The following is a 23,272-nucleotide window of genomic DNA, read 5'->3' as shown; positions in this document are numbered from 1 at the left end:
TTGGCGAAGTCCGGGACGCGCGCCGGGTCAGCCGCCGACGACGGGGCCGAAGGCCGCCGGCAGGGCGGCGCGGTGGGTGCCGGCGAGCTCCGCGAGCGGCACCTCGAACAGGCCCTGCACCTCGAGGCTGCCGGACTCGGCGTCGGTCACCCCGATGCGGAGCGCGGGCACGCCGCGGCCCTCGCACAGGCCCCGGAACTTCACGTCGTCCTCCCGCGGCACCGCCACGAGCACCCGCGCGGTCGACTCGCTGAACAGGGCATCGGATGCGCTCACGCCGTCCCGCGAGATGATCTCGTCGAGCCACACCCGCGCCCCGATACCGAACCGCAGCACCGACTCGGTGAGGGTCTGCGCGAGCCCGCCGTCGGAGAGGTCGTGCGCCGAGTCGATCAGCCCCTCGAGCGCGGCGGCGCGGAGGAGGCCCGCCAACGCCTGCTCGGACTCGAAGGACACGAGCGGCGGGCGGCCGCCGAGGTGGTCGTGCACCACACCGGCCCAGGCCGAGCCGTCGAGCTCGGAGCGGGTGACGCCGAGGAGGTAGAGGTTCGACCCCTCGTCCTGCCAGCCCGACGGGATGCGCCGCGCCACGTCGTCGATGACACCGAGCACTGCGACGACCGGGGTGGGGTGGATGGGCTGCGATCCGGTCTGGTTGTAGAACGAGACGTTGCCGCCCGTGACGGGGATCTCGAGCTCGAGGCAGCCGTCGGCGAGCCCTTCGACGGCCTGCGAGAACTGCCACATCACCTCGGGGTTCTCGGGGCTGCCGAAGTTGAGGCAGTCGGAGACCGCGACCGGCGTCGCACCGGTGACGGCGACGTTGCGGAACGCCTCGGCCAGCGCGAGCTGCGCGCCCCGGTAGGGGTCGAGCTGGCAGTACCGGCCGTTCGCGTCGGAGGCGAGCGCGAAACCGAGCCCCGACTCCTCGTCGACCCGGATCATCCCGCCGTCGTCCGGGAACGACAGGGCGGTGTTGCCCATGACGTACCGGTCGTACTGGTTGGTGATCCACTCCTTCGACGCCAGGTTCGGCGAACCGACCACTCGCAGGAACTCGTCGCGCAGCTCTGCGCCCGAAGCCGAGCGGGGCAGCGGCGAGGCCGACGACGCCTGCAGCTCGTCGAGCCACGAGGGGTAGGCGACGGGCCGCTCGTAGACCGGTCCGTCGACCGCCACCGTGCGGGGCTCGACGTTGACGATCTCCTCGCCGTGCCAGTTGATGACGAGGCGCCCGGTGTCGGTGACCTCGCCCAGGACGCTCGTCTCGACGTCCCACTTGGCCGTGACCGCGAGGAAGCCTTCGAGCTTCTCGGGCTTGACCACGGCCATCATGCGCTCCTGGCTCTCCGACATCAGGATCTCCTCCGCCGTGAGCGTGGGGTCGCGCAGTAGCACCTTGTCGAGCTCGATGAACATGCCGCCGTCGCCGTTCGACGCGAGCTCCGAGGTGGCGCACGAGATGCCGGCGGCCCCGAGGTCCTGAATACCCTCCACCAGCTCACCCGCGAACAGTTCGAGGCAGCACTCGATGAGCACCTTCTCGGCGAACGGGTCGCCGACCTGCACGGCGGGCCGCTTGGTCGGCCCACCGGCCGAGAAGGTGTCGGAGGCGAGAATGGATGCGCCGCCGATGCCGTCGCCGCCGGTGCGCGCCCCGAAGAGCACCACCTTGTTGCCCACGCCACGCGCATTGGCGAGGTGCAGGTCTTCGTGCCGCAGCACCCCCACCGACAGTGCGTTGACGAGCGGGTTGCCCTGGTACACCGGGTCGAAGTACGTCTCGCCGCCGATGTTCGGCAGCCCCAGGCAGTTGCCGTAGAACGAGATGCCGCTCGTGACGCCGTGCACCACGCGGGCAGTGTCGGCCTCGGCGATGTCGCCGAAGCGCAGCTGGTCCATCACCGCGACCGGGCGCGCGCCCATCGAGATGATGTCGCGCACGATGCCGCCGACGCCGGTCGCCGCACCCTGGAACGGCTCGATGTAGGAGGGGTGGTTGTGGCTCTCGACCTTGAAGGTCACCGCCCAGCCCTCGCCCACGTCCACCACGCCGGCGTTCTCGCCCATGCCCACCATGAGGTTCTTCTTCATGGCCGGCGACACCTTCTGGCCGAACTGTCGCAGGTAGATCTTCGACGACTTGTACGAGCAGTGCTCGCTCCACATCACCGAGTACATCGCCAGCTCGCCCGAAGTGGGGCGGCGGCCGAGGATCTCGCGGATCTTCGCGTACTCGTCGGCTTTCAGGCCGAGGGCCTCATAGGGCTGTTCCCGCTCGGGGGTCGCGATGGCGTTCTCGACGGTATCGGCGTTGCTCACCCGCCGATTCTACCGGGCCGCACGCCACCCCAGGTCGGGCCCGAGGTGCTCCGCGAGGTCGTGCAGGATCTGCTCGTAGTCGGCCTCCTCGAACGAGAACGGGAGCGCGAACGCCACCTCGTCGATCTCGCGGAACGCCGCATCCGCGTACAGCAGTTCGGCGATCTCGGCGGAGGTGCCGACGAGATCGGCGGCGAAGAGCATCCGCTTCGGCCCCTGCGGCACACCCACCCGGGCGGCCCGGCTCTCCGCGTACGCGGCGTACTTCGCCCTCTGCGACGCGTTCGCCGAGTCGGTGGGGATGACGACGAGCCCCTGCGAGACGCGTCCCGGTGCGGCCGACGGATGCGCGGCGCGCCATGCCTCGCGGTAGGCACGAATCTGGTGCACCTGGTTCTCGGCGAAGTCGTCGCCGAGTTCGCCCTGCACGACGCTCGAGGTGAGGAAGTGGAAGCCGTTCGCACCCGCCCACTCCGCCGACCGGGTGCTGCCGCCGCCGTACCAGAGCCGCTCGGCGAGACCCGCGGAGTGTGGCTGCACCGTGTCGGCGAACACCTCGATGCCCTGGGTGCCCGCGAAGTCCGACACGACATCGCCTCGCACGTAGTCACGGAAGCGCAGCAGGCGGCCGTAGTCGAAGTCCTCCAGCTCGAAGGTGGTCGGGTAGAGGGCGTCGCGGTAGCGGTCGATGTTCATCGGCGGCCCGGCCGAGAAGCCCGGCTCGATGCGGCCATGCGCGAGCAGGTCGACGGTGGCGAGGTCTTCGGCGAGGCGGAACGGGTTCTCGGCGCCGATGGGGGTAACGGCGGTGCCGAGGCGGATGCGGTCGGTGCGCTGCGAGGCGGCGGCCAGCATCGCGATCGGGGACGAGATGCCGTACTGCAGGTGCCGGTGGCGCAGCCACGCGCTGTCGAAGCCGAGGCGCTCACCGAGTTCGATGATGCGCAGGGTGCTCTCGTGACCGGCGGCGGGATCGGCGGGGTCGAACAGGCCGATGGTGAGGAAGCCGAGGCTGGTCAGGGGTTCTCCGGGGTGCGGCATCCTCCGACGCTAGCCGATCACCCGGGTAACTCGGCTCAGTAGACTGGGGCACCGCCGACGAACACCGGGAGGGGCAGGATGGTCCGCGAAGTCAGCGCCGTCTCGGTGGTCGACGCGGTGGGCGACGACCTCCGGCGCCGCCTGTTCGCGGGGGAGCTGGCGGGCGGCACCGCCCTCACCGAGGTGCTGATCGCGACCGAGTACGGCATCTCGCGGTCGACCGGGAAGGCCGCCGTCGAGAAGCTCGTGGCCGAGGGGCTGCTGCAGCGCGGCACCCACAAGACCGCCCGGGTGCCTGAGCTCGGCCCGGCCGACGTGCGCGACATCTACCGCACCCGGTTGCGCCTGGAGGGCGAAGCCATCCGCGAGCTGGCGGCCGAGCGTCGGGTGCCCGGGACGGCGGTGGACGCGAACGAGGGCGTGCGGGCATCCGGCGCCGGCCCTGCGCTCGAGTCGGTCGAGCCCGACATGCGCTTCCATGCAGCGCTCGTGCACGCCGTCGGCAGCCCGCGACTCGAGCGGATGTACCGCTCACTCGTCGACGAGGTGCGGCTCTGCATGGCCCAGGTGCAAGGCCGGAGCCTGCTCGGAGTGGGCCAGATCGCCGCCGAGCACCAGCAGATCCTGGAGTCGATCGCGGCCGGCGACGCCGAGGAGGCCGTGGAGCGCCTGCGCGGCCACCTGGGCCGCGCCAGCGAGCGTCTCGCCGCCGCGATCGCCGACGATCCTGCGCAGCACTGACCCTCCCAGCGCTGACCGGCCCGATCAGCTCGCGGTGCAGCTCGCGTTCGAATTCACCACGCCGGCGCTCACCTTGGCTCCCGCGGCGGTGTAGCCGTCGGGCACGGCGGTCACCGCATAGAGCGAGTAGGACGCCGGGGTCGTGAGACCGGCGCGTCAGGTGCTCGCCCCCCGACCGGGGGAGGTTTCGGCCATGTTTCAGCGGTGCTAAATCTCATCGAAACGCTTGTGCCGGTCGCTTTGAACCGGCATTCTATCTGTGAGCGATAAAGCATCCTCACGATATAAGAATTTGTTCGGGGTGAACAATGGCTGTTTCAGGTATTTCAGCGCGCGGGATCGGAATGGCCTTCGGCCGGACGGTGGTGCTCGACCAGCTCGACATCGACGTTCCGGCGGGGAGTTTCGTGACGCTGCTCGGCCCGTCGGGCTGTGGCAAGAGCACGCTGCTCAAGATTCTGGGCGGCATCCTCGCCCCCACCACCGGCGAGGTGCGCATCGGTGACGCTCCTGCCCGTGAGGCGGTGGCGACGAAGCAGATCGGGCTCGTGCTGCAGCGGCCGGCCCTCGTGCCGTGGAAGACGGCGCGGGAGAACGTGGCGATGCTGCGAGCGATCGCCGGCAAGGACAAGGGTGCACCGCGCTCCCAGGGTCGCGACGCCACGGAGCATGCGCTCGAGCTGGTCGGCCTCGCGCACGCGGCCGACCGCTACCCGCACCAGCTCTCCGGCGGTATGGCCCAACGCGTCTCGATCGCCCGGGCGCTCGCGATGGACCCCGCCATCCTCTTGATGGACGAGCCGTTCGGCGCCCTGGATGCCATCACCCGCGATTCGATGAACGAGACGCTGGCCTCGATCTGGGCCGCCACCGGCAAGACCATCGTCTTCGTCACCCACTCGATCGGCGAGGCCGTCTTCCTCTCCGACACCGTGAACGTCATGGGTGTGAACCCGGGCCGCATCGTCGATCGCGTGGGCATCGAGATCGACCGCCCGCGCCGCGCCGACCTGCTCGACAGCGCCGAGTTCACGAACTACTCGACCCGGCTGCGCGAACAGCTGGTCGTGCCCCAGGAGGCGGTGGTCGGTTCATGAGCGCCGCCATCCAGACCCGCACCATGCCCTCGCCGGCCCCGGCCGGCTCGTCGTGGCGCCTGCGCTGGGCGAAGGTGTGGCCGCCGCTGCTCGTCGCCGTGGTCGTGGTGGTGGGCTGGGAGCTCGCGGTCGACGTCTTCCACGTCTCGAGCTACATCATCGCGACTCCGAGTCAGATCGCCGCCGAGATCGTCTCGAACTGGCAACTGCTCCTCATGAACACCTGGGTCACCACGCAGGAGGTGGTCTACGGCTTCCTCATCAGCATCGTCGTGGGCGTCGCGATCGCGCTGGCCGTGGTGCGCTTCCGCTTCCTCGATCGGGCGTTCTACCCCCTGATCGTGCTGTTCCAGGTGGTGCCGAAGGTCGCGCTCGCCCCCATCTTCATCCTCTGGTTCGGCTACTCGATGACGCCGAAGCTCGTGCTGATCGTCGTGATCGCGTTCTTCCCGATCACCCTCAACATGGTGCTCGGGCTCCGGCGCACCGATGAAGACCTGCTGCTGCTGATGAACTCCGTGGGCTCGAGCAAGAACGAGATCCTCGGCCGCATCCAGGTGCCCACCTCGCTGCCCTACCTGTTCGCGGGGCTCCGCATCGCCATCACGCTGGCGGTCATCGGCGCCGTCGTCGCCGAGTTCGCCGGGTCGCAGAACGGCCTCGGCCATCAGATCCAATTCGCGTCGACCCAGCTCGACACGGCCCAGATGTTCGCCGCGCTCATCTTCGTGTCGGTGCTCGGGCTCGTTCTCTACTACCTCGTCGGTCTGGTGGAGTACCTGTTCCGCCGCCGTTTCCCGCACCTCGCGCTCGCCGAGGTCTGACATTCGGTGCGGCGTTCCCGCCGTGCTGCGCACCATCCCTCATCCGCCCCATCACACCGGAGGAACACACCCATGTCACGATTCACCCGAACAGCGGCCGTGGTCGCTGCCGGCACCATGATCGCGGGCCTCGCCGCCTGTTCGTCGAACGGCGGGACGGATGCGTCGTCGAGCGCTCCCGCCGATGCCGACCACATCACCATCCAGCTCGACTACCAGCCGCGCGGCCTGCACGCGCCCCTCTTCGTCGCCGACGAGAAGGGCTTCTTCGCCGACGAGGGCATCGTCGTGGACGACATCCTCACCGGCTCGGGCTCGGGCGACACCCTGCGACTGGTGGGCCAGGGTCAGGGCGACTTCGGTGTCGCCGACCTGCCGACCCTCGTCGTCGCCCGCTCGCAGGGCGTGCCGGTGAAGGCGCTCGCAGCCACCAACCAGACCTCTCCGCTGGCCATGTGCACGAAGGCCGACCGCTTCACGCTGGACAGCCCCGACGACCTCCGCGGGCTCTCGGTCGGTGTGCAGGCATCCGGCTCGACCTATGTCTTCTACAAGGCGCTGCTCGCCGCGAACGGCATCGACGCGAGCGAGCTCACCGAGCTGTCGGTGAGCCCGCCCTACGAGAGCTATCTCGTGACCGACCAGGTCGACACCGTGCCGTGCTACACCGACGCGGAGGTGCCGATCCTGCAGGAGGCCGCCGGCAAGCTGAGCATCCTGATGGGCTCCGACTGGGGCTACGACACCTACGGCACCGGCGTCTTCACGAGCGACACGATGATCGCCGAGAACCCCGACCTGGTGCAACGCTTCACCAACGCCTACCTCAAGGGCCTGAAGTACACGATCGACAACCCGGAGGAGGCCGCGGGCATCCTCGCCGCCTCCGACCCGCAGCTCGCGGGCAACGAAGAGCTCTACACCGAGCAGATCCAGGCCGACATCGACAACACCTTCACCAGCGCCGACACCGAGGCCGACGGCCTCGGCACGATGAACGACGAGACCTGGCAGAAGACGATCGATCTGCTGTTCGACCAGAAGGTCATCGAGAACGAGCCGGCGGTCAGCGACGTGCAGGACCCGCAGTTCGTGACGGCCGACACCGCCGACTGAGCGGATGCGCTGAGGGGGCGGCCGGTGCTGACACCGCCCGCCCCCTCGGCGTCGCGCCCGCTCAGGCGTCCGCCGGGCTCCTCGTCCGCCGGGCTGCCGCGGGTTCGATACGCTGGAACCCATGTCCAAGGTCCTCACGTCCCTCCCCGTCGGCGAGCGCGTCGGCATCGCGTTCTCCGGGGGTCTCGACACCTCCGTCGCCGTCGCCTGGATGCGCGAGAAGGGTGCCGTGCCGTGCACCTACACGGCCGACCTGGGGCAGCCGGACGAGCCCGACGTCGAAGCCGTACCGGGCCGCGCCGGCGAGTACGGCGCCGAGATCGCGCGCCTGGTCGACTGCCGTGCCCCGCTGGTCGAAGAGGGGCTGGTGGCGCTCGCGTGCGGTGCGTTCCACATCCGTTCGGCGGGCAAGACCTACTTCAACACCACGCCGCTCGGCCGCGCGGTCACCGGCACGCTGCTCGTGCGCGCGATGAAAGAGGACGACGTCGAGATCTGGGGCGACGGCTCCACCTACAAGGGGAACGACATCGAGCGGTTCTACCGCTACGGCCTCCTTGCCAACCCGCGGCTGCGCATCTACAAGCCCTGGCTCGACGAGGCGTTCGTGACCGAGCTCGGCGGCCGCACCGAGATGAGCGAATGGCTCGTGGCGCGCGGCTTCCCCTACCGCGCCTCGGCCGAGAAGGCCTACTCCACCGACGCCAACATCTGGGGTGCCACGCACGAGGCCAAGACGCTCGAGCACCTCGACACCGGGGTCGAGATCGTGGAACCCATCATGGGTGTGCCGTTCTGGCGCGACGACGTGGCGATCGAGTCCGAGGTGGTCAGTGTCACGTTCGAGGCGGGCCGCCCGGTCGCGCTCAACGGCACGGAGTACACGGATGCCGTCGCTCTCGTTCTCGAGGCGAACGCCATCGGCGGCCGGCACGGCCTGGGCATGAGCGACCAGATCGAGAACCGCATCATCGAGGCCAAGTCGCGCGGCATCTACGAGGCACCGGGCATGGCGCTGCTGCACATCGCCTACGAGCGGCTGCTGAACGCCATCCACAACGAGGACACGGTCGCGAACTATCACCAGGAGGGCCGCCGCCTGGGCCGCCTGATGTACGAGGGCCGCTGGCTCGACCCGCAGTCGCTGATGCTGCGCGAATCCATCCAGCGCTGGGTGGGCTCGGCGGTCACCGGCACGGTGACGCTGAAGCTGCGCCGCGGAGACGACTACTCGCTGCTGAACACCGAAGGTCCGTCGCTCAGCTACCACCCCGACAAGCTCTCGATGGAGCGCGTGGGTGACGCTGCGTTCGGGCCGCTCGACCGCATCGGGCAACTTACGATGCGCAACCTCGACATCGCCGACAGCCGCACCCGGCTCGAGCAGTACGCGCGTCAGGGCATCGTGGGCGGGGCGACCGCGCAGTTGCTGGGCGAGCTCGAAGAGGGCGCTGCCGAGGAGATCACCGCGGGTGCCGCGGAGTCGTCGCTCGAGGCGGCGACGGATGCGGCCAACGAGGCCGCGGCGTTCGACCTCGGCACCGACTGACGCGCCAGGGCCGCGCGGCCGCCACCGGCTGACGCGGGCGCGGCACGACTGTGCGTGGCGCCCGCGTCAGGGGGTGATCGTGGGGCGTCGGGTCAGACGCGGCGGTTGCCGGTGAGGGCTCGCACGATGAAGACGATCACGGCGAGGACGAGCAGGATCAGCCCTACCCAGAGCAGGAAGTTCAGCGACGAGACGAATCCGCCCGTGAACAGCAGGATCACGGCGATGACCGCGATGACGATGAGCAGAATGTTCATGATGATCTCCTTCTGATGTGCGGCTCGGGTGAGCCGCCGCCGCCCGGATGGGCGGACAACTACTTGTTCTTGTTGTTCCCGTTTCCGGGACCCTTGTCGGGCTTGTCGGGCTTGTCGGCCTTCCCGTTGTCGCCGTTGTTGTTGCCGGGACCCTGATTCGGGTTGCCTTCGGTACCGGTACCGGTGCCGACCGGTGCGACCGGCTCGGACTCCGTCCCGGTCGTGGTGTCGGTGGCCGTTTCGGCGCCGGTGTCGGCGACGGGCTCGGCCGCGTCCGTCGCCACCGGTTCGGGGGTCGACGAGACGGCCGGCTGTACCTGCTGCTCGCTGGGGGTGCTCGCCTGACCCTGCGCCGCGCTCCATGCGACGAGCGACGCGCCCAGCACGACGGTGGCGGCTCCGGCCACGAGCAATCCCGTGAGCCGCCGTCGACGCTCGGCCTGCTGCCGGCGCGAGGCGCGGCGGGGCGTCTCGCCCGGGGCCGCGCCCTGACCGATGATGGCCGGTTCGGCGGGTGCGCCGGCACCCGCGGGCAGAGCCACGGTGGCCGCGGTGGGAGAACCGACGGGGCCGGCCGGTGCGCCGGCACCCGCGGGCATCACGACGGTCGGGCCGGTGTTCGAGCTGGACGGGACCGCGACCGCAGCGGCGGTGCCGCCGGAGGTGGGCTCGCCGGCCGCCGGCGGACCGCCCGCAGCCACGACGGGCACTGCGGCGGTGGGGGGCAGCGCGGCGGTCGCGGTGAGCGACTCGGAGGCCGCCGTCGACAGCGTGCGCGCGGCGACGATCACGTCGAGGGCGGTGGGCCGGGCATCCGGATCGCGTGCGGTCATCGCGGTGAGGAGCGACCGCCATTCGTAGCCGAACGCGCGGGGCACGACCGGGTCGTGGTGCAGGCGCGCCAGCGCCGACTCGGCGGTGCCGCTCTGCGGGTAGGCCCGCTCTCCCGTGAGCGCCTCGATCAGTACCAGCCCGAGCGCGTACACGTCCGACGCCGGAGCGGGTTCGGCGCCGCGCACCTGCTCCGGGCTGAGGTACGCCGCCGTGCCGACGAGCGTTCCCGGTGTGGTGACGCGAGTGGAGTCGATGAGGTACGCGATGCCGAAGTCGGCGAGCGTCGCCCGGAACGGTTCACCCGGCAGAACCGAGGGCCGCAGCAGGACGTTCGAGGGCTTCATGTCGCGGTGCACCACGCCTGCGGCGTGAGCGGCGTGCAGGCCGGCCGCGAGGTCGCCGGTGAGCGTGACCGCATCGGCCGGCGACAGCGGCCCCTGCGTCAGCCGCTCCCGCAGGGTCGGCCCCTCGATCAGTTCCATGACCAGATAGCTGGGCGCCACCGGATCGATCCGCGCATCGAAGAGCGTGACGAGCGACGGATGATTGAGCGCGGCCAGCAGGCGCGTCTCGCTGCGCACGCGGTCGGCGTGGGCTGTGTCCGTGGCATCCGCCGCTCCGGGCCGGAACAGCTTGATGGCCACGGTGCGGCCCAGCGCCTCGTCGCGTGCCCGGTACACCACGCCCATTCCGCCCGCGCCGATTCGGCGCTCGAGCAGGTATCGCCCGTCGAGGAGCTCGCCGGTGACCGGCAGGTCGGGTGCAAGGTCGGTCATGAGGGGATGATTCGCGGGTCGCTCAGACCAGCGGGTCGCTCTCGCGCGTGGAACGTGTGACCTGCTCGCCCGAGGCGGGGTCGACCGCGCTGCGGGTGGTCGCCGTGGTCTGACGGCGGCGCAGCAGGAAGACGAGGCTGATGACGAAGACGACCACGCCCGCGCCCATCAGGATGTAGCCGATCAGGGCGAGGTCGACGAACCCGCCGGTGTCGATGTTGAGCGCGAACGCCAGGATGGCGCCGATCACGAACAGGGCGATGCCCGTACCGATTCCCATGAGATCTCCTTCCGATCGCGTCGTGCGAGAGGTTCGCACGACCGACGGGCCCGGGCCGAAGCTGAGTGTTCGGCGTGCCCGGGATGCCATCTCCGTTCATGCCTACCATGATTGAGTCAAGAACGATTGACTCAACGAGAAGTGATCGAGATGACGGAGCTGAAACGCCGAGCCGCGGTCTTCGCCGCGCTGTCCGACCCCCATCGTCTGCACATCGTCGATCTCCTCACCCTCGGCGACCTGTCGTCGACCGAGATCCAGGAGCAGCTGGGCATCCGTTCGAACCTGGTGGCGCACCACCTCGACGTGCTCGAACGGGCGCGCATCCTCACCCGCACCCGCTCGGAGTCGGATCGGCGCCGCAGCTACATCCACCTGCTCCCGGAGGCGTTCGATTCACTGGCGGCCGCCACGGTGCCCGCACCGGAGCGCGTGCTCTTCGTCTGCACCGCGAACTCCGCGCGGTCGCGCATCGCGGAGGCGATCTGGCGCGACACCACCGACATCCCGGTGGCATCGGCCGGCATCCGGCCCGCCGCCTCGGTCAATCCCGGCGCCGTGGCCGTGGCGAACCGGCACGGACTCGTGATCGACGACCGGCTGCCGCGGCAGGTCGACGACGTCGCCACCGCGCAGGACTTGGTGATCACGGTGTGCGACAGCGCCCACGAGGAACTCTCCGGCCGTGACGACCTGCACTGGTCGATCCCCGATCCGGCGGCCACCGGCACGCCCGAAGCCTTCGAGCGGGCGTTCCGGATGATCACCCAGCGCATCCGGGCCCTCACCGCGCGGTTGCTGCCGAACGGATGACCGGGGCGATGCGCGGGTCTTGATAGCCTTGACGCATCCACAGAACAGGAGACGTCCATGGCGGAGATACTGCTCGGCATCGTCGGCTTGATCACCCTGGTCGGCGGCGTGCTCGGCATCATGGCGATCGTCGAGATGGTGCGTTCGCCCTACAAGGGCTGAGTCCGGCGGGTCAGCGGCCGCCGATCACCACGGTCGCGTCGAGGTCGTCGTCGTGCACGATGCGCGGGTGCATCCCCGCCGACGTGAAAAGGACCGCGGTCGCCGGTGCCTGGTGTTCGCTCGTCTCGATGAGCAGGTGACCCGCGGTGGAGAGCCAGTCGCTTGCATCCTCGATGACCCGGCGCTGCACGTCGAGACCGTCGCCGCCGCCGTCGAGGGCGACTCGAGCCTCGTGCAGGCGGGCCTCCGGCGGCATGGTCGCGATGGCGTCGCTCGGCACGTAGGGTGCGTTGACGACGATCACGTCGAAGCGACCCCGGAGTTCGGCCGGTAGCGCGTCATAGAGGTCGCCCTCGAACACGTCGGCGGCGTCGGGCAGGTTGCGGCGGGCGCTCCGCACGGCCGCACGGTCGATGTCGGCGGCGTACACGCGCACTCCCGTGCCGCCTGCGGCGAGGGCCGTGCCGACCGCTCCCGAGCCGCAGCACAGGTCGAGCACCACGGAGCCCGGTCGGAGCAGCGGAAGCGCCTCGGCCACCAGCAACTCGGTGCGGCGGCGGGGCACGAAGACGCCGGGGTCGACCGAGATGCGCAGGCCGGCGAACTCCGCCCAGCCGAGGATGTGCTCGAGCGGCAGCCCCGCGGCGCGGCGCTCCACCAGCTCGTGCAGCTCGGCGTCCGAGCCGGCCGCCTCGATCAGCAGGGCGGCCTCCTCCTCGGCGAACACGCATCCGGCAGCGCGCAGTCGTCGCACCACCCCCGCCACCACTGAGGATGCTGCGACCGCATTCGCGCCGAAGCCGTCAGAAGCTCCGGCCGGCGAGTCGGGCGCGGGCGGTTCGGTCACGCGGCTCACTCTACGCGGGCGGCCGTCGGCGCATCCCCCGGGCCGGCCGGTAGGGTGGCCGCGTGCACATCCGGCCGTACCGAACCCCCGACGCGGCGGGCACGTTGCGGGTGTTCGAGCGGGCCATCCGTGAGACCGCGCTGTCGCACTACACGGCCGCCCAGGTCGAGGCGTGGCTCGGTGCGCCTCGTGACCTGGACGCCTGGGGTGCCGAGCGGGCCCGCGTGCACACCTACGTCGCCGAGGCCGAACCGCCGGAATCGGACGTCATCGGATTCGCCGACCTCGACGACGGCGGCTACGTCGACCGCCTGTTCGTGAGTCCGGATGCCGCGCGTCGCGGGGTGGCGGCTGCCCTGCTCGAGCGCGTGGCCGAGGAGGCCCGGCTGCGCGGCATCCGCCGTCTCAGCACGCACGCCAGCCTGGTGGCGCGGCCGGTGTTCGAACGGGCCGGTTTCGTCGTCGTCGAGCCGGAGACCGTCGCGCGGGGCGGCGAACAGCTCGCCCGCTTCCGGATGGAGCGGGCCCTCTGACCCCTCGCGATCGAGGCCGGCCGATCAGGCCTGCGCGGGGAGCGACGACTCGATGAGGGCGACGATCTCGGGCGCATCCGGCTCCACCGTGGGGCGGAAGCGGTGCACGGTGCCGTCGGGCGTGATCACGAACTTCTCGAAGTTCCACTTCACCCGGCCGGCCTTGCCCGACGCATCCGGCGTCTTCGTCAGCTCGCTGTAGAGCGGATGCGCGGACTTGCCGTTCACCTTCACCTTGTCGAACATCGGGAAGGTCACGCCCCAGGTGGTGGAGCAGTACTCCTTGATCTTGTCGGTGTCGGAGAGCTCCTGCAGGAACTGGTTGCTCGGGAAGCCGAGCACCGTGAAGCCGCGGTCGCCGTAGGTCTTCTGCAGCTGCTCGAGCTTCTCGTACTGCGGCGCGAGCCCGCAGCGCGACGCGACGTTCACGATGAGCTTCACCGGCGCGTAGTCGGCGAGCGTGGTGGTGGCGCCGTCGATGGTGGTGAGGGGGATCTGGTCGAGGTTCTCGGTCACGAGCGCTCTTCTTTCGATTGGATGATCCAGGTAGACTTACCGGTAACTCTACTGCTGCCGAATGCCTGCGAGAAAGGGGGTCTCGATGCGGGAACGACTTCTCGAAGCTGCTTCGGAGCTTTTCTACGCCGAGGGTTTCCGCGCGGTCAGCGCGGAGAAGATCATCGCGCGTGTCGGCACCACGAAAGTCACCTTCTACCGGCACTTCCGCTCGAAGGACGACCTCATGGTGGCCTACCTCGAGGCCCGTGCGGCCGACGAGCGTGCCGCCATCGAGCGCGTCGTCGACCTCGCCGGTGCCGACCCGCGGCGTGCGCTCGACCTCGCGATCGACGCCCTCATGGCCGCGGCCTGCGCGCCCGGGTACCGCGGCTGCCCGTTCATCAACGCGGCGGCCGAGTACGCCGACCCCGGGCATCCGGTTCGCCTCGTCGTGTCGGCGCACCGGCGCTGGCAGTTCGACGCCTTCGAGCGGATGCTCGGCGCGCTCGGTGTCGCCGACGCGGCCGTGGCGGCGGGAGAGCTCATGCTGCTGCGCGACGGCGCGGCCGTGGGCGGCTACCTCGACGACCCGGCGGCCGTGGCGCGCTCGCTCGCGTCGGCCGGCCGCGCCCTCGTGGGCGCCCGCGCGATGGCGTCTCGCGCCTAGGGCATGCCTTAGCTGAGGAACGAGAGCGCGATCCGCAGCAGACCGCCGCCGATGCTGATCAGCACGAGCGCCCCGCCGACCACGATGCCCGCGATGGCCCGCCCGCGGCCGCGCAGCGCTCCGCCCGCCGTCTCGCGCAACCCGGTGACGCCGGCGGCGAGGGCGAACCCGAACAGGGCCAGCACGATCACCACGTGGGCGATGAGGACCGTCCACGCGAGCCCCGCCGGCGCGCCGGCACCCGCGTACGCGAGCGTGACGGTGTTGATGACGACGTTCGCCAGGATGATCGCGAGGGCGAACCAGAGCGACCTCGCGGCTGCCCGGCTGAGAGGCTTCGGCAGCGTGACCGGTGCGGGCGCAGAAGCACTCTTCGGGGTGATGTATCCGGACATGGCGCCAGCCTATCGACATGTGACGATCTGCCCGCACCGAATCATGCCTCGGCGCGTTGGCCGGGGCGGTGGGGTGCTGCCTGGTTGACTGAGGGCGGACGCGTCGAGGCGGCCGGTGAAGGGGAGCAGCATGTCACAGCAGTACGGAACCCCGCAGGGTGCGCCCGGTGTGCCGCCGCAGGGCGGAACCCCGCCGCGTGGCAACGGCTGGCGCACCGGCTTCATCGTGCTCGCGATCGTGCTCGGCCTCGCCATCGTCGCCGCCGTCGTCTGGGGTGTGATCGCCGCGACCAGCGCGCCCGCGCCGGCCCCCACCTCTGCCGCGCCGACCCCGACGAGCACGCCGACCCCCACGCCCACGCCGACCCCCACGAGCTCGCCCACCCCGCCGCCCGCGGCAGCGCCCTGCACGGCGGATGACCTCAGCATCACGCTCGGGCAGGCCGAGGGCGCCGCCGGGACGTCGCAGCAGCCGCTCGTGTTCACGAACACCGCATCCGACGACTGCACGCTGCAGGGCTTCCCGCAGGTCGCCTTCGTGGGCGACGACAACGGAACGCAGCTCGGTGCCGCGGCGGTGCCGGACGGCAAGGTGGTCGCAGCCGTGACGCTGGTGCCGGGCGACAGCGTCGACGCGATGCTCTTCATCGCGACCGCAGCGAACTACCCGAACTGCACCGTTCAGGCGGCCAACGGCTTCCGGGTCTTCCCGCCCAACGATTCCGGCGCGATCTTCGTGCCGACCACCGACTACCAGGCCTGCACCAACACCGACGTGTCGCTGCTCCGCATCGGGTCGATCGGGGCGGGCGCGGGAGAGTAGGGCGGCCGCCGCCGACCGTCTAGCGCGCGCCCTCTTCGCCGTACGGCGTGCGGGCCGGGTCGGCATCCTCCGCGGTCGCGCCGTCGTCGTCGCGGTCGCCGCTCAGCACGTCGCCGGCCTCGCGCACCGCGCCGGTGAGCAGGCCGTCGGGCTCGCCGGGCTCGACCGAACCCCCGTCGTCGCCGTGGAGGCCATCGACGACCCCGTTGGTCTGATCGAACGGTTCGCCGGCGCTGGTGGTGTTCTCGTCGCTCATCTGTCTCGTCTCCTTCGACGCTGATCGGTTCGGCTCCCAGTCAACGCCCGGCCGCATCCGGCGGCAACGGCTGCAGCGGATGCTCCACCGGCGGTTCCGGGCGGGGCCGGTTCACGCGCCTGTGCTAGACAGGCGCCATGAGCACTGCCACCGTCGACCCGCCGATCGGCGGGACCCTGGCCCTGATCCGTTCTCTGATCCCCTCACTCGGCCCGCGCGAGCAGCGCGTCGCCCAGGAAGTGGTCGATGTCCCCGACGTGGTGGCGATGCTCTCGGTGTCCGACCTCGCCACGCGTACGGAGACCTCCTCGGCCACGGTCATCCGCACCTGTCAGAGCCTCGGCTTCAAGGGGTTCCAGCACCTGCGCCTGCTGTTGTTGCGGGATCTCGGTGCCGAATCGCGCAACGAGGTCACCGGGCAGGCGGGTGAGGGCAGCCGCAATCGCGTTCCTGCGCTCTTCGAAGCGGCGGCCCGAGACCTGCGCGAGGCCCTGGGGGCGCTCGACTACGACCAGTTCGACGCAGCGGTCGCCGCGATCGTGTCGGCAAGGCGCCTCCTGATCGTCGCGAACGGCGGATCGGGACCCGCCGCTCAGATGGTGGCCCTGCGATTCCTCACCACTGATCGGCCGTGCGAGGCGCCCTACGACTCGATCACTCAACAACTCAGCGCGCGCCTGTTGCATGCCGACGACGTGTGCATCGCAGTGAGCGACAGCGGCATGAACAGCACCACCATCCGCGCCGTGGAGGCGGCCGCTGCCTCCGGCGCCACCATCGTGGGTGTGACCAGTTACGCCCGGTCGCGCCTGAGCGAACTCTCGACGCATCCGCTGATCGCCGGCGCCGCCTTCCACTCCTGGGCCGACGGCGCCATCACCGGCAACGTGGCGCAACTGCTCATCCTCTCGGCCCTGCAGGACGCGGTGGCGGTGGCCATGAACAACTCCGCCGAGACCGCTCCCGCGGTGATGGACGAAGTGATGGGAATCGTGGAGGGGGCCTACCCCACCGGCGCCGACACTGTTGGGTAGGCGCTCGCGAAGCGTTCTCCGCGCCGTCGAACCGCGTTCACCTTCAGCCAGGATTCTCTCCCTGTAACGATATTCCGTCCGGCTCACTTCTGACGGAATCACGTTCCAGACATCGGCAGGGAGAGTAATGGGCACCATCGAAATCCGCTCCGTCTCGCGCACGTTCGCGAAGAACACCGCGGTCGACGACGTCAGCCTCACCATCGAGGACGGCGACTTCTTGGTGCTCCTCGGGCCGAGCGGCTGCGGAAAGACGACGCTGCTGCGAATGATCGCCGGCCTGCTCGAACCGACCTCCGGGCAGATCCTCCTCGACGGACGCGACATCACGCGGGAGCCGTCGAAACGCCGCGATCTGGCGATGGTGTTCCAGAGCTACGCGCTCTACCCGCACCTGTCGGTGGAGCGGAATCTGGGCTTCCCCCTGCGCGTTCAGCGCGTGCCGAGGGCCGCCATCGCCCAGCGGGTGCGGGAGGTGGCCGGGATGCTCGAGATCGATCACCTGCTCGCCCGCCGGCCCAAGGAGCTGAGCGGCGGGCAGCGGCAGCGCGTGGCCGTGGGGCGGGCGCTGGTGCGTGACCCGGCCGCCTTCCTGATGGACGAGCCGCTCTCGAACCTGGACGCCAAGCTCCGCACCGCCACGCGTCAAGAACTCACGGGCTTGCACCGCCGGCTCGGCGCCACCTTCGTCTACGTCACCCACGATCAGGTCGAGGCCATGACGATGGCCACCCGCATCGCGGTGCTGAACGCCGGTCACCTCGAACAGATCGGCACGCCGGCCGAGGTCTACGACCGCCCGGCGTCGGCTTTCGTGGCCGGATTCCTCGGCAGCCCGGCGATGAACCTGCTTCCCGCCACGGTCTCCGCCGTCGACGGACGGATCCGCCTCGACGCCGACGGCATTCGCGGCACGATGTGGGCGGGCGAGACCGAGGCGTTCCCGGTGACGCTGGGCGTGCGCCCCGAGCACTGGCAGGTCGAGTGGGCCGGCGCGGCCACCGATGCGCTCGCCCGGCCCGAGGCATCCGGCCTGATCGCGACCGGCGTCATCGACGCGGTCGAGAACCTCGGCAGCGAGGAGATCGTCTACTGCACGATCGGCGCACACCGGACGGCCGTGCGGATGCTGCGCACCGACACCCTCGTCGCCGGTCAACAGGTGCGGCTGCACGCCAAGGCCGAGCACGTGCATCTGTTCGACCGCGACTCCGGTCGGCGACTCGAATGGGTCGCCGACACCGACACCGACACCGACACGGAAGCCGACGCGGCCGTCGCAGGGGCGGTCACCGTCGCCTCCGCGCCCCGCACACCTCCCCGCGACAGCGCGCTCACGCCCGCCTGAGCGCCCGCTCGACCCCTCCCATCCCGCCCCGTTCCACCAATCGAGGAGAAAAACGACCATGCGCATCTTCACGCGCTCTGCCACCCTGGCCACCCTGGCCGGTCTGGCGATCCTGATCAGCGGCTGCAGCGCCTCCGCCGGCGCCAGCAGCGGCGACGACGCGTCTGCCACGCTCGAAGGGACGATTCCCGAACTCGCGCCCGACCAGAAGGTCGACATCGTGTTCGAGAGCTACAACCTCGCCCAGGCCGGACTCTGGTCGGACACCATCAACCAGCTGATCGGCGAGTTCGAGGAGCAGCACCCGAACATCACCGTCAAGGCCCAGCCCACGCAGGGCGGCACCGCAAGCCTCAACACGGTCGGCAGCGTGCAGACCCAGATGCTCGCCGGCAACCCGCCGGATGTCGCGCAGATCACCTTCGACTCGCTCGACTTCGCCGTGAACCAGCTCGGCGCTCAGCCGGTGGAGAAGCTCGTGGGAACGAAGGAGGTGGAGGGCGCCTTCGGTGGCGAGCACCCCTTCCACCCGAAGGCCGCCGTGCTCGGCGACTGGGACGGCGTGACCTACGGCATGCCCTACGTCTTCTCGACTCCGGTGCTCTGGTACAACTCCACCGCACTCGAGGCGGCGGGCCTGCCGGCCGACCCCGACCTGTCCACCTGGGACAAGGTGAAGGCCGTGGCCGAGCAGGTCACCGCGAAGACCGGCAAGCCGGCGCTCACCATCAGCTGCGCCGTCAAGGGTGGCAACTGGTGCATGCAGGGCATCTTCAAGTCGAACGGCGCTGCCGTGCTGAGCGACGATCGCACCACGATCGAATTCGGCAGCCCGGAGGCCGTCGGCGCCGTGCAGATGCTGCGCGACCTCTACGACGACGGGGTTCTGGCGAACCTCGACTCGGCGGCCCAGTACGAAGCGTTCGCGCGCGGCGACTCGGTCATCCAACTGCAGACCTCGGTGATGCAGAGCACGTACATGGCGGCAGCCGAGGCCGGCAACTGGGTGCTGAAAGACACCGTGATGCCCGCCTTCGGCGACAAGCCCACCGTTCCCACGAACTCGGGCTCCGGCCTGTTCATGTTCAGCCAGGACCCGGCGAAGCAGCGCGCCGCCTGGGAGTTCATGAAGTTCATGACGAGCGACCGCGCCTACGAGGTCATCACCACCGGCATCGGTTATCTGCCGCTGCGCACCAGCCTCACCGAGGGCGACGGCGCGCTCGCCGAGTGGGCCGCAGGCAACCCGCTCGTCGAACCGAACCTGAAGCAGCTCGACCAGCTGCAGCCCTGGGTCTCCTACCCCGGCAACAGCTACGTGCAGATCGACGACATCCTGGCCACCGCCATCGAGGACTCGGTGTTCTACGGCAAGGACCCGGAGGCCACGATGACGGATGCGCAGGAGCGCGCCCAGGCCCTCGTCCCGTGACGCGCGTGGAGACCACCGTCCGCCGGCACGACCTCACCGGCACCTACAATTTGCGCGACACGGGAGGCTATCCCGCCCCCGAGGGCGCCACGCGCTGGGGCAAGCTCTACCGCTCCGACGCGCTGCACCAGCTCACCGACGACAGCCGCGAGCGCTTCGCCGCCCTCGGCATCACCCTGGTGATCGATCTGCGCGACGACCACGAACTGAGCAGCTCGCCGAGCCGCCTCGACGGGCTGGGAGTCAGCACGGTGCACGCCCCGATCTTCGCCGGAGCCGCACCCGCCGCGACCCTCGATGATGTGACCCTCGACAGCCTCTACCGGCTGATGATCGCCGAATACGGGGTGGCCCTCACCGATGCCGTGCGGCACATCGCCCGCTCCGGCGAAGAGAGCGTGCTCGTGCACTGCACGGCCGGTAAAGACCGCACCGGTCTCGTGGTCGCCCTCGCCCTCTCGGCTGTCGGCGTGGAACGGGCAGCTGTGGTCGCCGACTACGCCGCCACCGAAGACAACCTGAGCGGAGAGTGGGCGAGCGCGATGCTCGAGCGGATGCTCGCCCACGGCTACCCGGCGAGCCCGGATCTGGTGCAGATCATCAGTGCCAGTCCGCCGGCGTTGATCGCCGACATCCTCGACCAGATCGACGCCGAGCACGGCTCGGCCGCCGAGTACCTCGTGGCCAACGGCCTCGACCGGGCCGATCTCGAGCTACTGCGCACCGCGCTGATCGACACCGCAACACCCTCTTCCGAAGCATCCACCCCGGTTCCAGAGAAAGTGAGCACACCATGACCGAACTCGTCGGGCAGTACCCCGCGCCGGAGCACTTCATCCTCCACGTCAGCGACACCCACTTCGTGGGTGACGGCGACCTGCTGCACGAGAGCATCGACAGCGACGCCAACCTCGCCCAGCTGTTCGCCGACTTCGCCCGATCCGGTGCCCGCCCCGAGGCGATCGTCTTCACCGGCGACCTCGCGGACACCGGCCGTCCCGATGCCTACCGGCGGCTGCGCGATCTGGTCGAGCCGGCCGCAGCGGCCGTGGGCGCCGAGGTGATCTGGGTGATGGGAAACCACGACGAGCGCGGCGCGTTCCGTGCCGGCCTCCTCGATGAGGAGGCGACCTCCGGGCCGATCGACCGTGTCTTCGATGTCAACGGCCTGCGCATCATCGCCCTCGACTCGACCGTGCCCGGTCAGCACTACGGCGAGATCACCGACGACCAGCTCGAATGGCTCGCCGCCGAGCTCGCCACCCCGGCGCCGGACGGCACGCTGCTCGCCCTGCACCACCCGCCGGTGCCCAGCCCGCTCGGCCTGCTCGCCTTGGTCGAGCTGCGCGATCAGCACAAGCTCGCCGCGGTGATCGAGGGCACGGATGTGCGTGGCGTGCTGGGTGGGCACCTGCACTACTCCACCACGTCGACCTTCGCGGGCGTGCCCGTGTCGGTGGCTTCGGCCACCTGCTACACGCAGGACCTCAACGTGGTGTTCCCGGCGGCGCGCGGCCAGAACGGCGCCCAGTCGTTCAACCTCGTGCATGTCTACGGCGACCGCGTGCTGCACTCGGTGGTGCCGATCGGGCAGTTCCCCACCGTCTACGAGATGACGGCCGAGATGCTCGAGTCGTTCATGGCGAAGAGCGCCGAGGAGCAGCTCGCCCTCGTGAACGCGTCGGTCGAGGGCTGACCGGATGTTCGTTCCGGTCGCCGTGGGCGCCGGCACCCGCGAAGCGACGGCGCCGGGGGCCCCACGTGTCCTCGCGCGCCGCCGCCGCGTGCGGTGGTGGTCGTTCACTCCCTTCCTCTATTTGCTGCCGGCGGTGGCACTGCTGGTGGTGTGGGTCTACGCACCGCTGGTGCAGACTTTCGGGCTCTCCTTCGTCGACTGGAACCTCATCCCCACCAGCCCCAAGACCTTCGTGGGCTTCGACAACTACGCCACCGTGCTCACGCTCCCCGAGCTCCAGCAGGCCGTCGGCAACACGGTGCTCTACATCCTGGCCTTCATGCTGTTCTCGCTGGTGCTGCCGGTGGTGATCGCCCTGCTCTCGCGAGGCATCCAGGGCAAGGCGAAGACCTTCTACCAAGCGCTCATCTTCGTGCCGTTCCTCATCACCCCGGTGGCCACGAGCGCCGTCTGGCGCTGGTTGTTCGACGAGAACGGGGGCGCCATACCCCGCATCGCGGCGACGCTCGGGTGGGACCTCGGGAGCGTGTTCCGGGATCCGGCTCTCGTGATGGGTGCGGTGATCGTGGTCGTGGGCTGGCAACTGCTCGGCTTCGGCGTGCTCGTGGTGTCGGCCGGGCTCGCGGGCATCAGCCCCGACTACGGGGCCGCCGCGTCGCTCGACGGTGCGAGCGCCCGCCAGATCGTCTGGCGCATCACGCTGCCGCTGCTGAGCCCGAGCTTGGTCTTCTTGGCGCTCATGACGATCTTGCTCTCGGCGCAGTGGACCTACCCCATCATCGACATCCTCACCCAGGGCGGCCCGGGCGGGGCATCCACCAATATCTACTACCTGCTCTACCAGTTCGGCTTCCGTAACTTCGACGCCGGGCTCTCCGCCGCGGCGGGGGTGCTGTTCTTCCTCGCGTTCGGTCTCGTGGCGATGCTCTTCGTCGAGATCTCCGAACGGCTCAGCTTTCACGACAACTGACCGGAAAGGCATCCGTCATGGCCTTCGTCGCCCTCCCCGCACCGCTCGGTGCCGCGCCCGCCGGCCCGGGCGCGCGTCCCGCGTCCCGCTCGCGCGCGAGCGACGTCCCGGTCGCCTCGCGCACCCTGCCGCGGGTGGCGATCGGCCACGCGCTGCTCATCGTGCTCGCCGTGTTCAGCATCTTCCCGGTGTACTGGATTTTCGTCACCGCCTTCCGGGCGCCCGAGGACGCGCTGTCCCAGAACCCTTTCGTGTGGCCGCTCGACTTCGAGAACATCGCCTACGTCTGGAACACCATCCCGATCGGCACGATGATCGCGAACACCTTCGGCATGTCGCTGGTGCTGGCGGTGGCGCAGCTGTTCGTTGCCGTGCTCGCCGCCTACGCCTTCGCCATGTGGGAGTTCCGGGGCAAGAAGATCCTGTTCCTCCTGTTCATCGGTTCGTGGCTGGTGCCGTTCCAGGTGACCATGATCCCGAACTACGTCCTCGTCTCCCAGTTGGGCCTGCTCAACACCATCGCCGGTGTCGTGGTGCCGAATCTATGCTCGGCCTTCGCCGTGCTGCTGATGCGGCAGCACATGCAGTCCTTCCCGCGCGACCTCATCGACGCCAGCCACATGGACGGCAGGTCCAGCTGGGGAACGCTGTGGACCGTGGTGCTGCCGAACCTGAAGCCCGCCCTCGCCGCACTCGGCATCATGCTCTTCATCTCGGCCTGGAACGAGTACCTCTGGCCGACGCTCATCCTGCAGCAGTCGGATGCGCTGATCCAGGTGGGCATCCGCAGCTTCCTCGGTCAGGAGGGCAACAACTGGGGCGCCGTGATGGCGGCGAGCGGACTGGCTTGCATCCCGATCTTCCTGATCTACATCGTGCTGCAGCGCTACGTGGTGGACGCCTTCATCCGTTCGGGACTGAAGTAGCCGGCACCCTGCACTGGTCGACGCGTGTCTCCCAG

At 69.8% G+C, this 23,272-nt stretch carries 25 protein-coding genes; 16 read left to right on the top strand and 9 right to left on the bottom strand.

Annotated features, from left to right (window positions below):
* Window positions 1-27: 27 nt before the first annotated feature.
* Window positions 28-2,322, bottom strand: a complete 2,295-nt coding sequence (purL, locus tag AC3WLB_RS13245) for a phosphoribosylformylglycinamidine synthase subunit PurL (protein ID WP_492506662.1) — start codon at window positions 2,320-2,322, stop codon at window positions 28-30.
* A gap of 9 nt (window positions 2,323-2,331) precedes the next feature.
* Window positions 2,332-3,363 (bottom strand): LLM class flavin-dependent oxidoreductase, encoded by a 1,032-nt coding sequence (locus AC3WLB_RS13240; RefSeq protein WP_492506660.1) that lies wholly within the window; start codon window positions 3,361-3,363, stop codon window positions 2,332-2,334.
* A gap of 78 nt (window positions 3,364-3,441) precedes the next feature.
* Between AC3WLB_RS13240 and AC3WLB_RS13235 the strand changes: the two genes are divergently transcribed.
* The 5 genes from AC3WLB_RS13235 (at window position 3,442) to argG (ending at window position 8,690) form a co-directional block, all read left to right on the top strand.
* A complete protein-coding gene (locus AC3WLB_RS13235; RefSeq protein WP_492506658.1) occupies window positions 3,442-4,104 on the top strand; it encodes a GntR family transcriptional regulator in 663 nt (220 codons plus the stop codon).
* A 344-nt stretch (window positions 4,105-4,448) separates the two neighbouring features.
* Window positions 4,449-5,201, top strand: coding sequence for an ABC transporter ATP-binding protein (locus AC3WLB_RS13230; RefSeq protein ID WP_492506656.1), 753 nt, complete (start codon window positions 4,449-4,451; stop codon window positions 5,199-5,201).
* A complete protein-coding gene (locus AC3WLB_RS13225; protein ID WP_492506654.1) occupies window positions 5,198-6,025 on the top strand; it encodes an ABC transporter permease in 828 nt (275 codons plus the stop codon). The genes AC3WLB_RS13230 and AC3WLB_RS13225 overlap by 4 nt, the downstream gene beginning before the upstream one ends.
* A 72-nt stretch (window positions 6,026-6,097) precedes the next feature.
* Window positions 6,098-7,141, top strand: a complete 1,044-nt coding sequence (locus AC3WLB_RS13220; RefSeq protein WP_492506652.1) for an ABC transporter substrate-binding protein — start codon at window positions 6,098-6,100, stop codon at window positions 7,139-7,141.
* Between the two features lie 121 nt (window positions 7,142-7,262).
* Window positions 7,263-8,690, top strand: coding sequence for an argininosuccinate synthase (argG, locus tag AC3WLB_RS13215; protein ID WP_492506650.1), 1,428 nt, complete (start codon window positions 7,263-7,265; stop codon window positions 8,688-8,690).
* A 92-nt stretch (window positions 8,691-8,782) separates the two neighbouring features.
* Here the strand turns inward: argG and AC3WLB_RS13210 are convergent, their stop codons facing one another.
* The 3 genes from AC3WLB_RS13210 to AC3WLB_RS13200 are packed head-to-tail and all read right to left on the bottom strand — an operon-like array spanning window position 8,783 to window position 10,837.
* Complete coding sequence (locus AC3WLB_RS13210; RefSeq protein ID WP_022895088.1) at window positions 8,783-8,947, bottom strand: hypothetical protein; 165 nt, start codon at window positions 8,945-8,947, stop codon at window positions 8,783-8,785.
* 59 nt (window positions 8,948-9,006) lie between these two features.
* Window positions 9,007-10,557 (bottom strand): serine/threonine-protein kinase, encoded by a 1,551-nt coding sequence (locus AC3WLB_RS13205; RefSeq protein WP_492506647.1) that lies wholly within the window; start codon window positions 10,555-10,557, stop codon window positions 9,007-9,009.
* Window positions 10,558-10,579: 22 nt separating this feature from the next.
* Complete coding sequence (locus AC3WLB_RS13200; RefSeq protein ID WP_022895086.1) at window positions 10,580-10,837, bottom strand: DUF6458 family protein; 258 nt, start codon at window positions 10,835-10,837, stop codon at window positions 10,580-10,582.
* Window positions 10,838-10,987: 150 nt separating this feature from the next.
* Here AC3WLB_RS13200 and AC3WLB_RS13195 point away from each other — a divergent pair, with 150 nt between their 5' ends.
* Window positions 10,988-11,650, top strand: coding sequence for an arsenate reductase/protein-tyrosine-phosphatase family protein (locus AC3WLB_RS13195; RefSeq protein ID WP_492506645.1), 663 nt, complete (start codon window positions 10,988-10,990; stop codon window positions 11,648-11,650).
* A gap of 172 nt (window positions 11,651-11,822) precedes the next feature.
* Here the strand turns inward: AC3WLB_RS13195 and AC3WLB_RS13190 are convergent, their stop codons facing one another.
* Window positions 11,823-12,581 carry a putative protein N(5)-glutamine methyltransferase gene (locus AC3WLB_RS13190; RefSeq protein ID WP_492506784.1) on the bottom strand — a complete coding sequence of 253 codons (759 nt, stop codon included), beginning with the start codon at window positions 12,579-12,581 and terminating at the stop codon, window positions 11,823-11,825.
* A 140-nt stretch (window positions 12,582-12,721) separates the two neighbouring features.
* On the opposite strand from AC3WLB_RS13190, the gene AC3WLB_RS13185 reads away from it, so the two are divergent.
* Window positions 12,722-13,192, top strand: coding sequence for a GNAT family N-acetyltransferase (locus AC3WLB_RS13185; protein WP_492506643.1), 471 nt, complete (start codon window positions 12,722-12,724; stop codon window positions 13,190-13,192).
* Window positions 13,193-13,216: 24 nt separating this feature from the next.
* Here AC3WLB_RS13185 and AC3WLB_RS13180 read toward each other — a convergent pair whose 3' ends face one another.
* Complete coding sequence (locus AC3WLB_RS13180) at window positions 13,217-13,708, bottom strand: glutathione peroxidase (RefSeq protein WP_492506641.1); 492 nt, start codon at window positions 13,706-13,708, stop codon at window positions 13,217-13,219.
* Between the two features lie 85 nt (window positions 13,709-13,793).
* Between AC3WLB_RS13180 and AC3WLB_RS13175 the strand changes: the two genes are divergently transcribed.
* Complete coding sequence (locus tag AC3WLB_RS13175; protein ID WP_492506639.1) at window positions 13,794-14,357, top strand: TetR/AcrR family transcriptional regulator; 564 nt, start codon at window positions 13,794-13,796, stop codon at window positions 14,355-14,357.
* Between the two features lie 8 nt (window positions 14,358-14,365).
* On the opposite strand, the gene AC3WLB_RS13170 is transcribed toward AC3WLB_RS13175, so the two are convergent.
* Window positions 14,366-14,752, bottom strand: coding sequence for a hypothetical protein (locus AC3WLB_RS13170; RefSeq protein ID WP_492506637.1), 387 nt, complete (start codon window positions 14,750-14,752; stop codon window positions 14,366-14,368).
* Window positions 14,753-14,882: 130 nt separating this feature from the next.
* Between AC3WLB_RS13170 and AC3WLB_RS13165 the strand changes: the two genes are divergently transcribed.
* Window positions 14,883-15,575 carry a DUF4232 domain-containing protein gene (locus tag AC3WLB_RS13165; protein ID WP_051047623.1) on the top strand — a complete coding sequence of 231 codons (693 nt, stop codon included), beginning with the start codon at window positions 14,883-14,885 and terminating at the stop codon, window positions 15,573-15,575.
* Window positions 15,576-15,594: 19 nt separating this feature from the next.
* Here the strand turns inward: AC3WLB_RS13165 and AC3WLB_RS13160 are convergent, their stop codons facing one another.
* A complete protein-coding gene (locus AC3WLB_RS13160) occupies window positions 15,595-15,831 on the bottom strand; it encodes a hypothetical protein (RefSeq protein ID WP_022895078.1) in 237 nt (78 codons plus the stop codon).
* Window positions 15,832-15,968: 137 nt separating this feature from the next.
* Between AC3WLB_RS13160 and AC3WLB_RS13155 the strand changes: the two genes are divergently transcribed.
* From AC3WLB_RS13155 to AC3WLB_RS13125, 7 genes are all read left to right on the top strand, one after another.
* Window positions 15,969-16,865 (top strand): MurR/RpiR family transcriptional regulator, encoded by an 897-nt coding sequence (locus AC3WLB_RS13155; protein ID WP_022895077.1) that lies wholly within the window; start codon window positions 15,969-15,971, stop codon window positions 16,863-16,865.
* Between the two features lie 127 nt (window positions 16,866-16,992).
* The gene (locus AC3WLB_RS13150) at window positions 16,993-18,213 is read left to right on the top strand and encodes an ABC transporter ATP-binding protein (protein ID WP_492506634.1); all 1,221 of its coding nucleotides are present in this window, start codon (window positions 16,993-16,995) and stop codon (window positions 18,211-18,213) included.
* Window positions 18,214-18,271: 58 nt separating this feature from the next.
* Window positions 18,272-19,645 (top strand): ABC transporter substrate-binding protein, encoded by a 1,374-nt coding sequence (locus AC3WLB_RS13145; protein ID WP_492506631.1) that lies wholly within the window; start codon window positions 18,272-18,274, stop codon window positions 19,643-19,645.
* Between the two features lie 5 nt (window positions 19,646-19,650).
* Complete coding sequence (locus AC3WLB_RS13140) at window positions 19,651-20,442, top strand: tyrosine-protein phosphatase (RefSeq protein ID WP_492506629.1); 792 nt, start codon at window positions 19,651-19,653, stop codon at window positions 20,440-20,442.
* Window positions 20,439-21,341, top strand: a complete 903-nt coding sequence (locus AC3WLB_RS13135) for a phosphodiesterase (RefSeq protein ID WP_492506627.1) — start codon at window positions 20,439-20,441, stop codon at window positions 21,339-21,341. The genes AC3WLB_RS13140 and AC3WLB_RS13135 overlap by 4 nt, the downstream gene beginning before the upstream one ends.
* 4 nt (window positions 21,342-21,345) lie before the next feature.
* Window positions 21,346-22,311, top strand: coding sequence for a carbohydrate ABC transporter permease (locus AC3WLB_RS13130; RefSeq protein ID WP_492506625.1), 966 nt, complete (start codon window positions 21,346-21,348; stop codon window positions 22,309-22,311).
* 17 nt (window positions 22,312-22,328) lie between these two features.
* Window positions 22,329-23,237, top strand: coding sequence for a carbohydrate ABC transporter permease (locus AC3WLB_RS13125; protein ID WP_492506623.1), 909 nt, complete (start codon window positions 22,329-22,331; stop codon window positions 23,235-23,237).
* Window positions 23,238-23,272 lie beyond the last annotated feature (35 nt).

The organism is Herbiconiux sp. FW305-C-125, assembly GCF_058783455.1.
Note: the sequence above shows the minus strand (reverse complement) of the source record. Positions and strands in the feature narration are given on the sequence as shown.

Coding starts and splice junctions, on each gene's coding strand:
- AC3WLB_RS13200 (WP_022895086.1), bottom strand. CDS start 10,837: ATGGGAATCGGTACGGGCATCGCCCTGTTCGTGATCGGCGCCATCCTG.
- AC3WLB_RS13220 (WP_492506652.1), top strand. CDS start 6,098: ATGTCACGATTCACCCGAACAGCGGCCGTGGTCGCTGCCGGCACCATG.
- AC3WLB_RS13210 (WP_022895088.1), bottom strand. CDS start 8,947: ATGAACATTCTGCTCATCGTCATCGCGGTCATCGCCGTGATCCTGCTG.
- AC3WLB_RS13230 (WP_492506656.1), top strand. CDS start 4,449: ATGGCCTTCGGCCGGACGGTGGTGCTCGACCAGCTCGACATCGACGTT.
- AC3WLB_RS13125 (WP_492506623.1), top strand. CDS start 22,329: ATGGCCTTCGTCGCCCTCCCCGCACCGCTCGGTGCCGCGCCCGCCGGC.
- AC3WLB_RS13155 (WP_022895077.1), top strand. CDS start 15,969: ATGAGCACTGCCACCGTCGACCCGCCGATCGGCGGGACCCTGGCCCTG.
- argG (WP_492506650.1), top strand. CDS start 7,263: ATGTCCAAGGTCCTCACGTCCCTCCCCGTCGGCGAGCGCGTCGGCATC.
- AC3WLB_RS13205 (WP_492506647.1), bottom strand. CDS start 10,557: ATGACCGACCTTGCACCCGACCTGCCGGTCACCGGCGAGCTCCTCGAC.
- AC3WLB_RS13240 (WP_492506660.1), bottom strand. CDS start 3,363: ATGCCGCACCCCGGAGAACCCCTGACCAGCCTCGGCTTCCTCACCATC.
- AC3WLB_RS13165 (WP_051047623.1), top strand. CDS start 14,883: ATGTCACAGCAGTACGGAACCCCGCAGGGTGCGCCCGGTGTGCCGCCG.
- AC3WLB_RS13135 (WP_492506627.1), top strand. CDS start 20,439: ATGACCGAACTCGTCGGGCAGTACCCCGCGCCGGAGCACTTCATCCTC.
- AC3WLB_RS13130 (WP_492506625.1), top strand. CDS start 21,346: ATGTTCGTTCCGGTCGCCGTGGGCGCCGGCACCCGCGAAGCGACGGCG.
- AC3WLB_RS13225 (WP_492506654.1), top strand. CDS start 5,198: ATGAGCGCCGCCATCCAGACCCGCACCATGCCCTCGCCGGCCCCGGCC.
- AC3WLB_RS13145 (WP_492506631.1), top strand. CDS start 18,272: ATGCGCATCTTCACGCGCTCTGCCACCCTGGCCACCCTGGCCGGTCTG.
- AC3WLB_RS13195 (WP_492506645.1), top strand. CDS start 10,988: ATGACGGAGCTGAAACGCCGAGCCGCGGTCTTCGCCGCGCTGTCCGAC.
- AC3WLB_RS13150 (WP_492506634.1), top strand. CDS start 16,993: ATGGGCACCATCGAAATCCGCTCCGTCTCGCGCACGTTCGCGAAGAAC.
- AC3WLB_RS13160 (WP_022895078.1), bottom strand. CDS start 15,831: ATGAGCGACGAGAACACCACCAGCGCCGGCGAACCGTTCGATCAGACC.
- AC3WLB_RS13235 (WP_492506658.1), top strand. CDS start 3,442: ATGGTCCGCGAAGTCAGCGCCGTCTCGGTGGTCGACGCGGTGGGCGAC.
- AC3WLB_RS13175 (WP_492506639.1), top strand. CDS start 13,794: ATGCGGGAACGACTTCTCGAAGCTGCTTCGGAGCTTTTCTACGCCGAG.
- AC3WLB_RS13170 (WP_492506637.1), bottom strand. CDS start 14,752: ATGTCCGGATACATCACCCCGAAGAGTGCTTCTGCGCCCGCACCGGTC.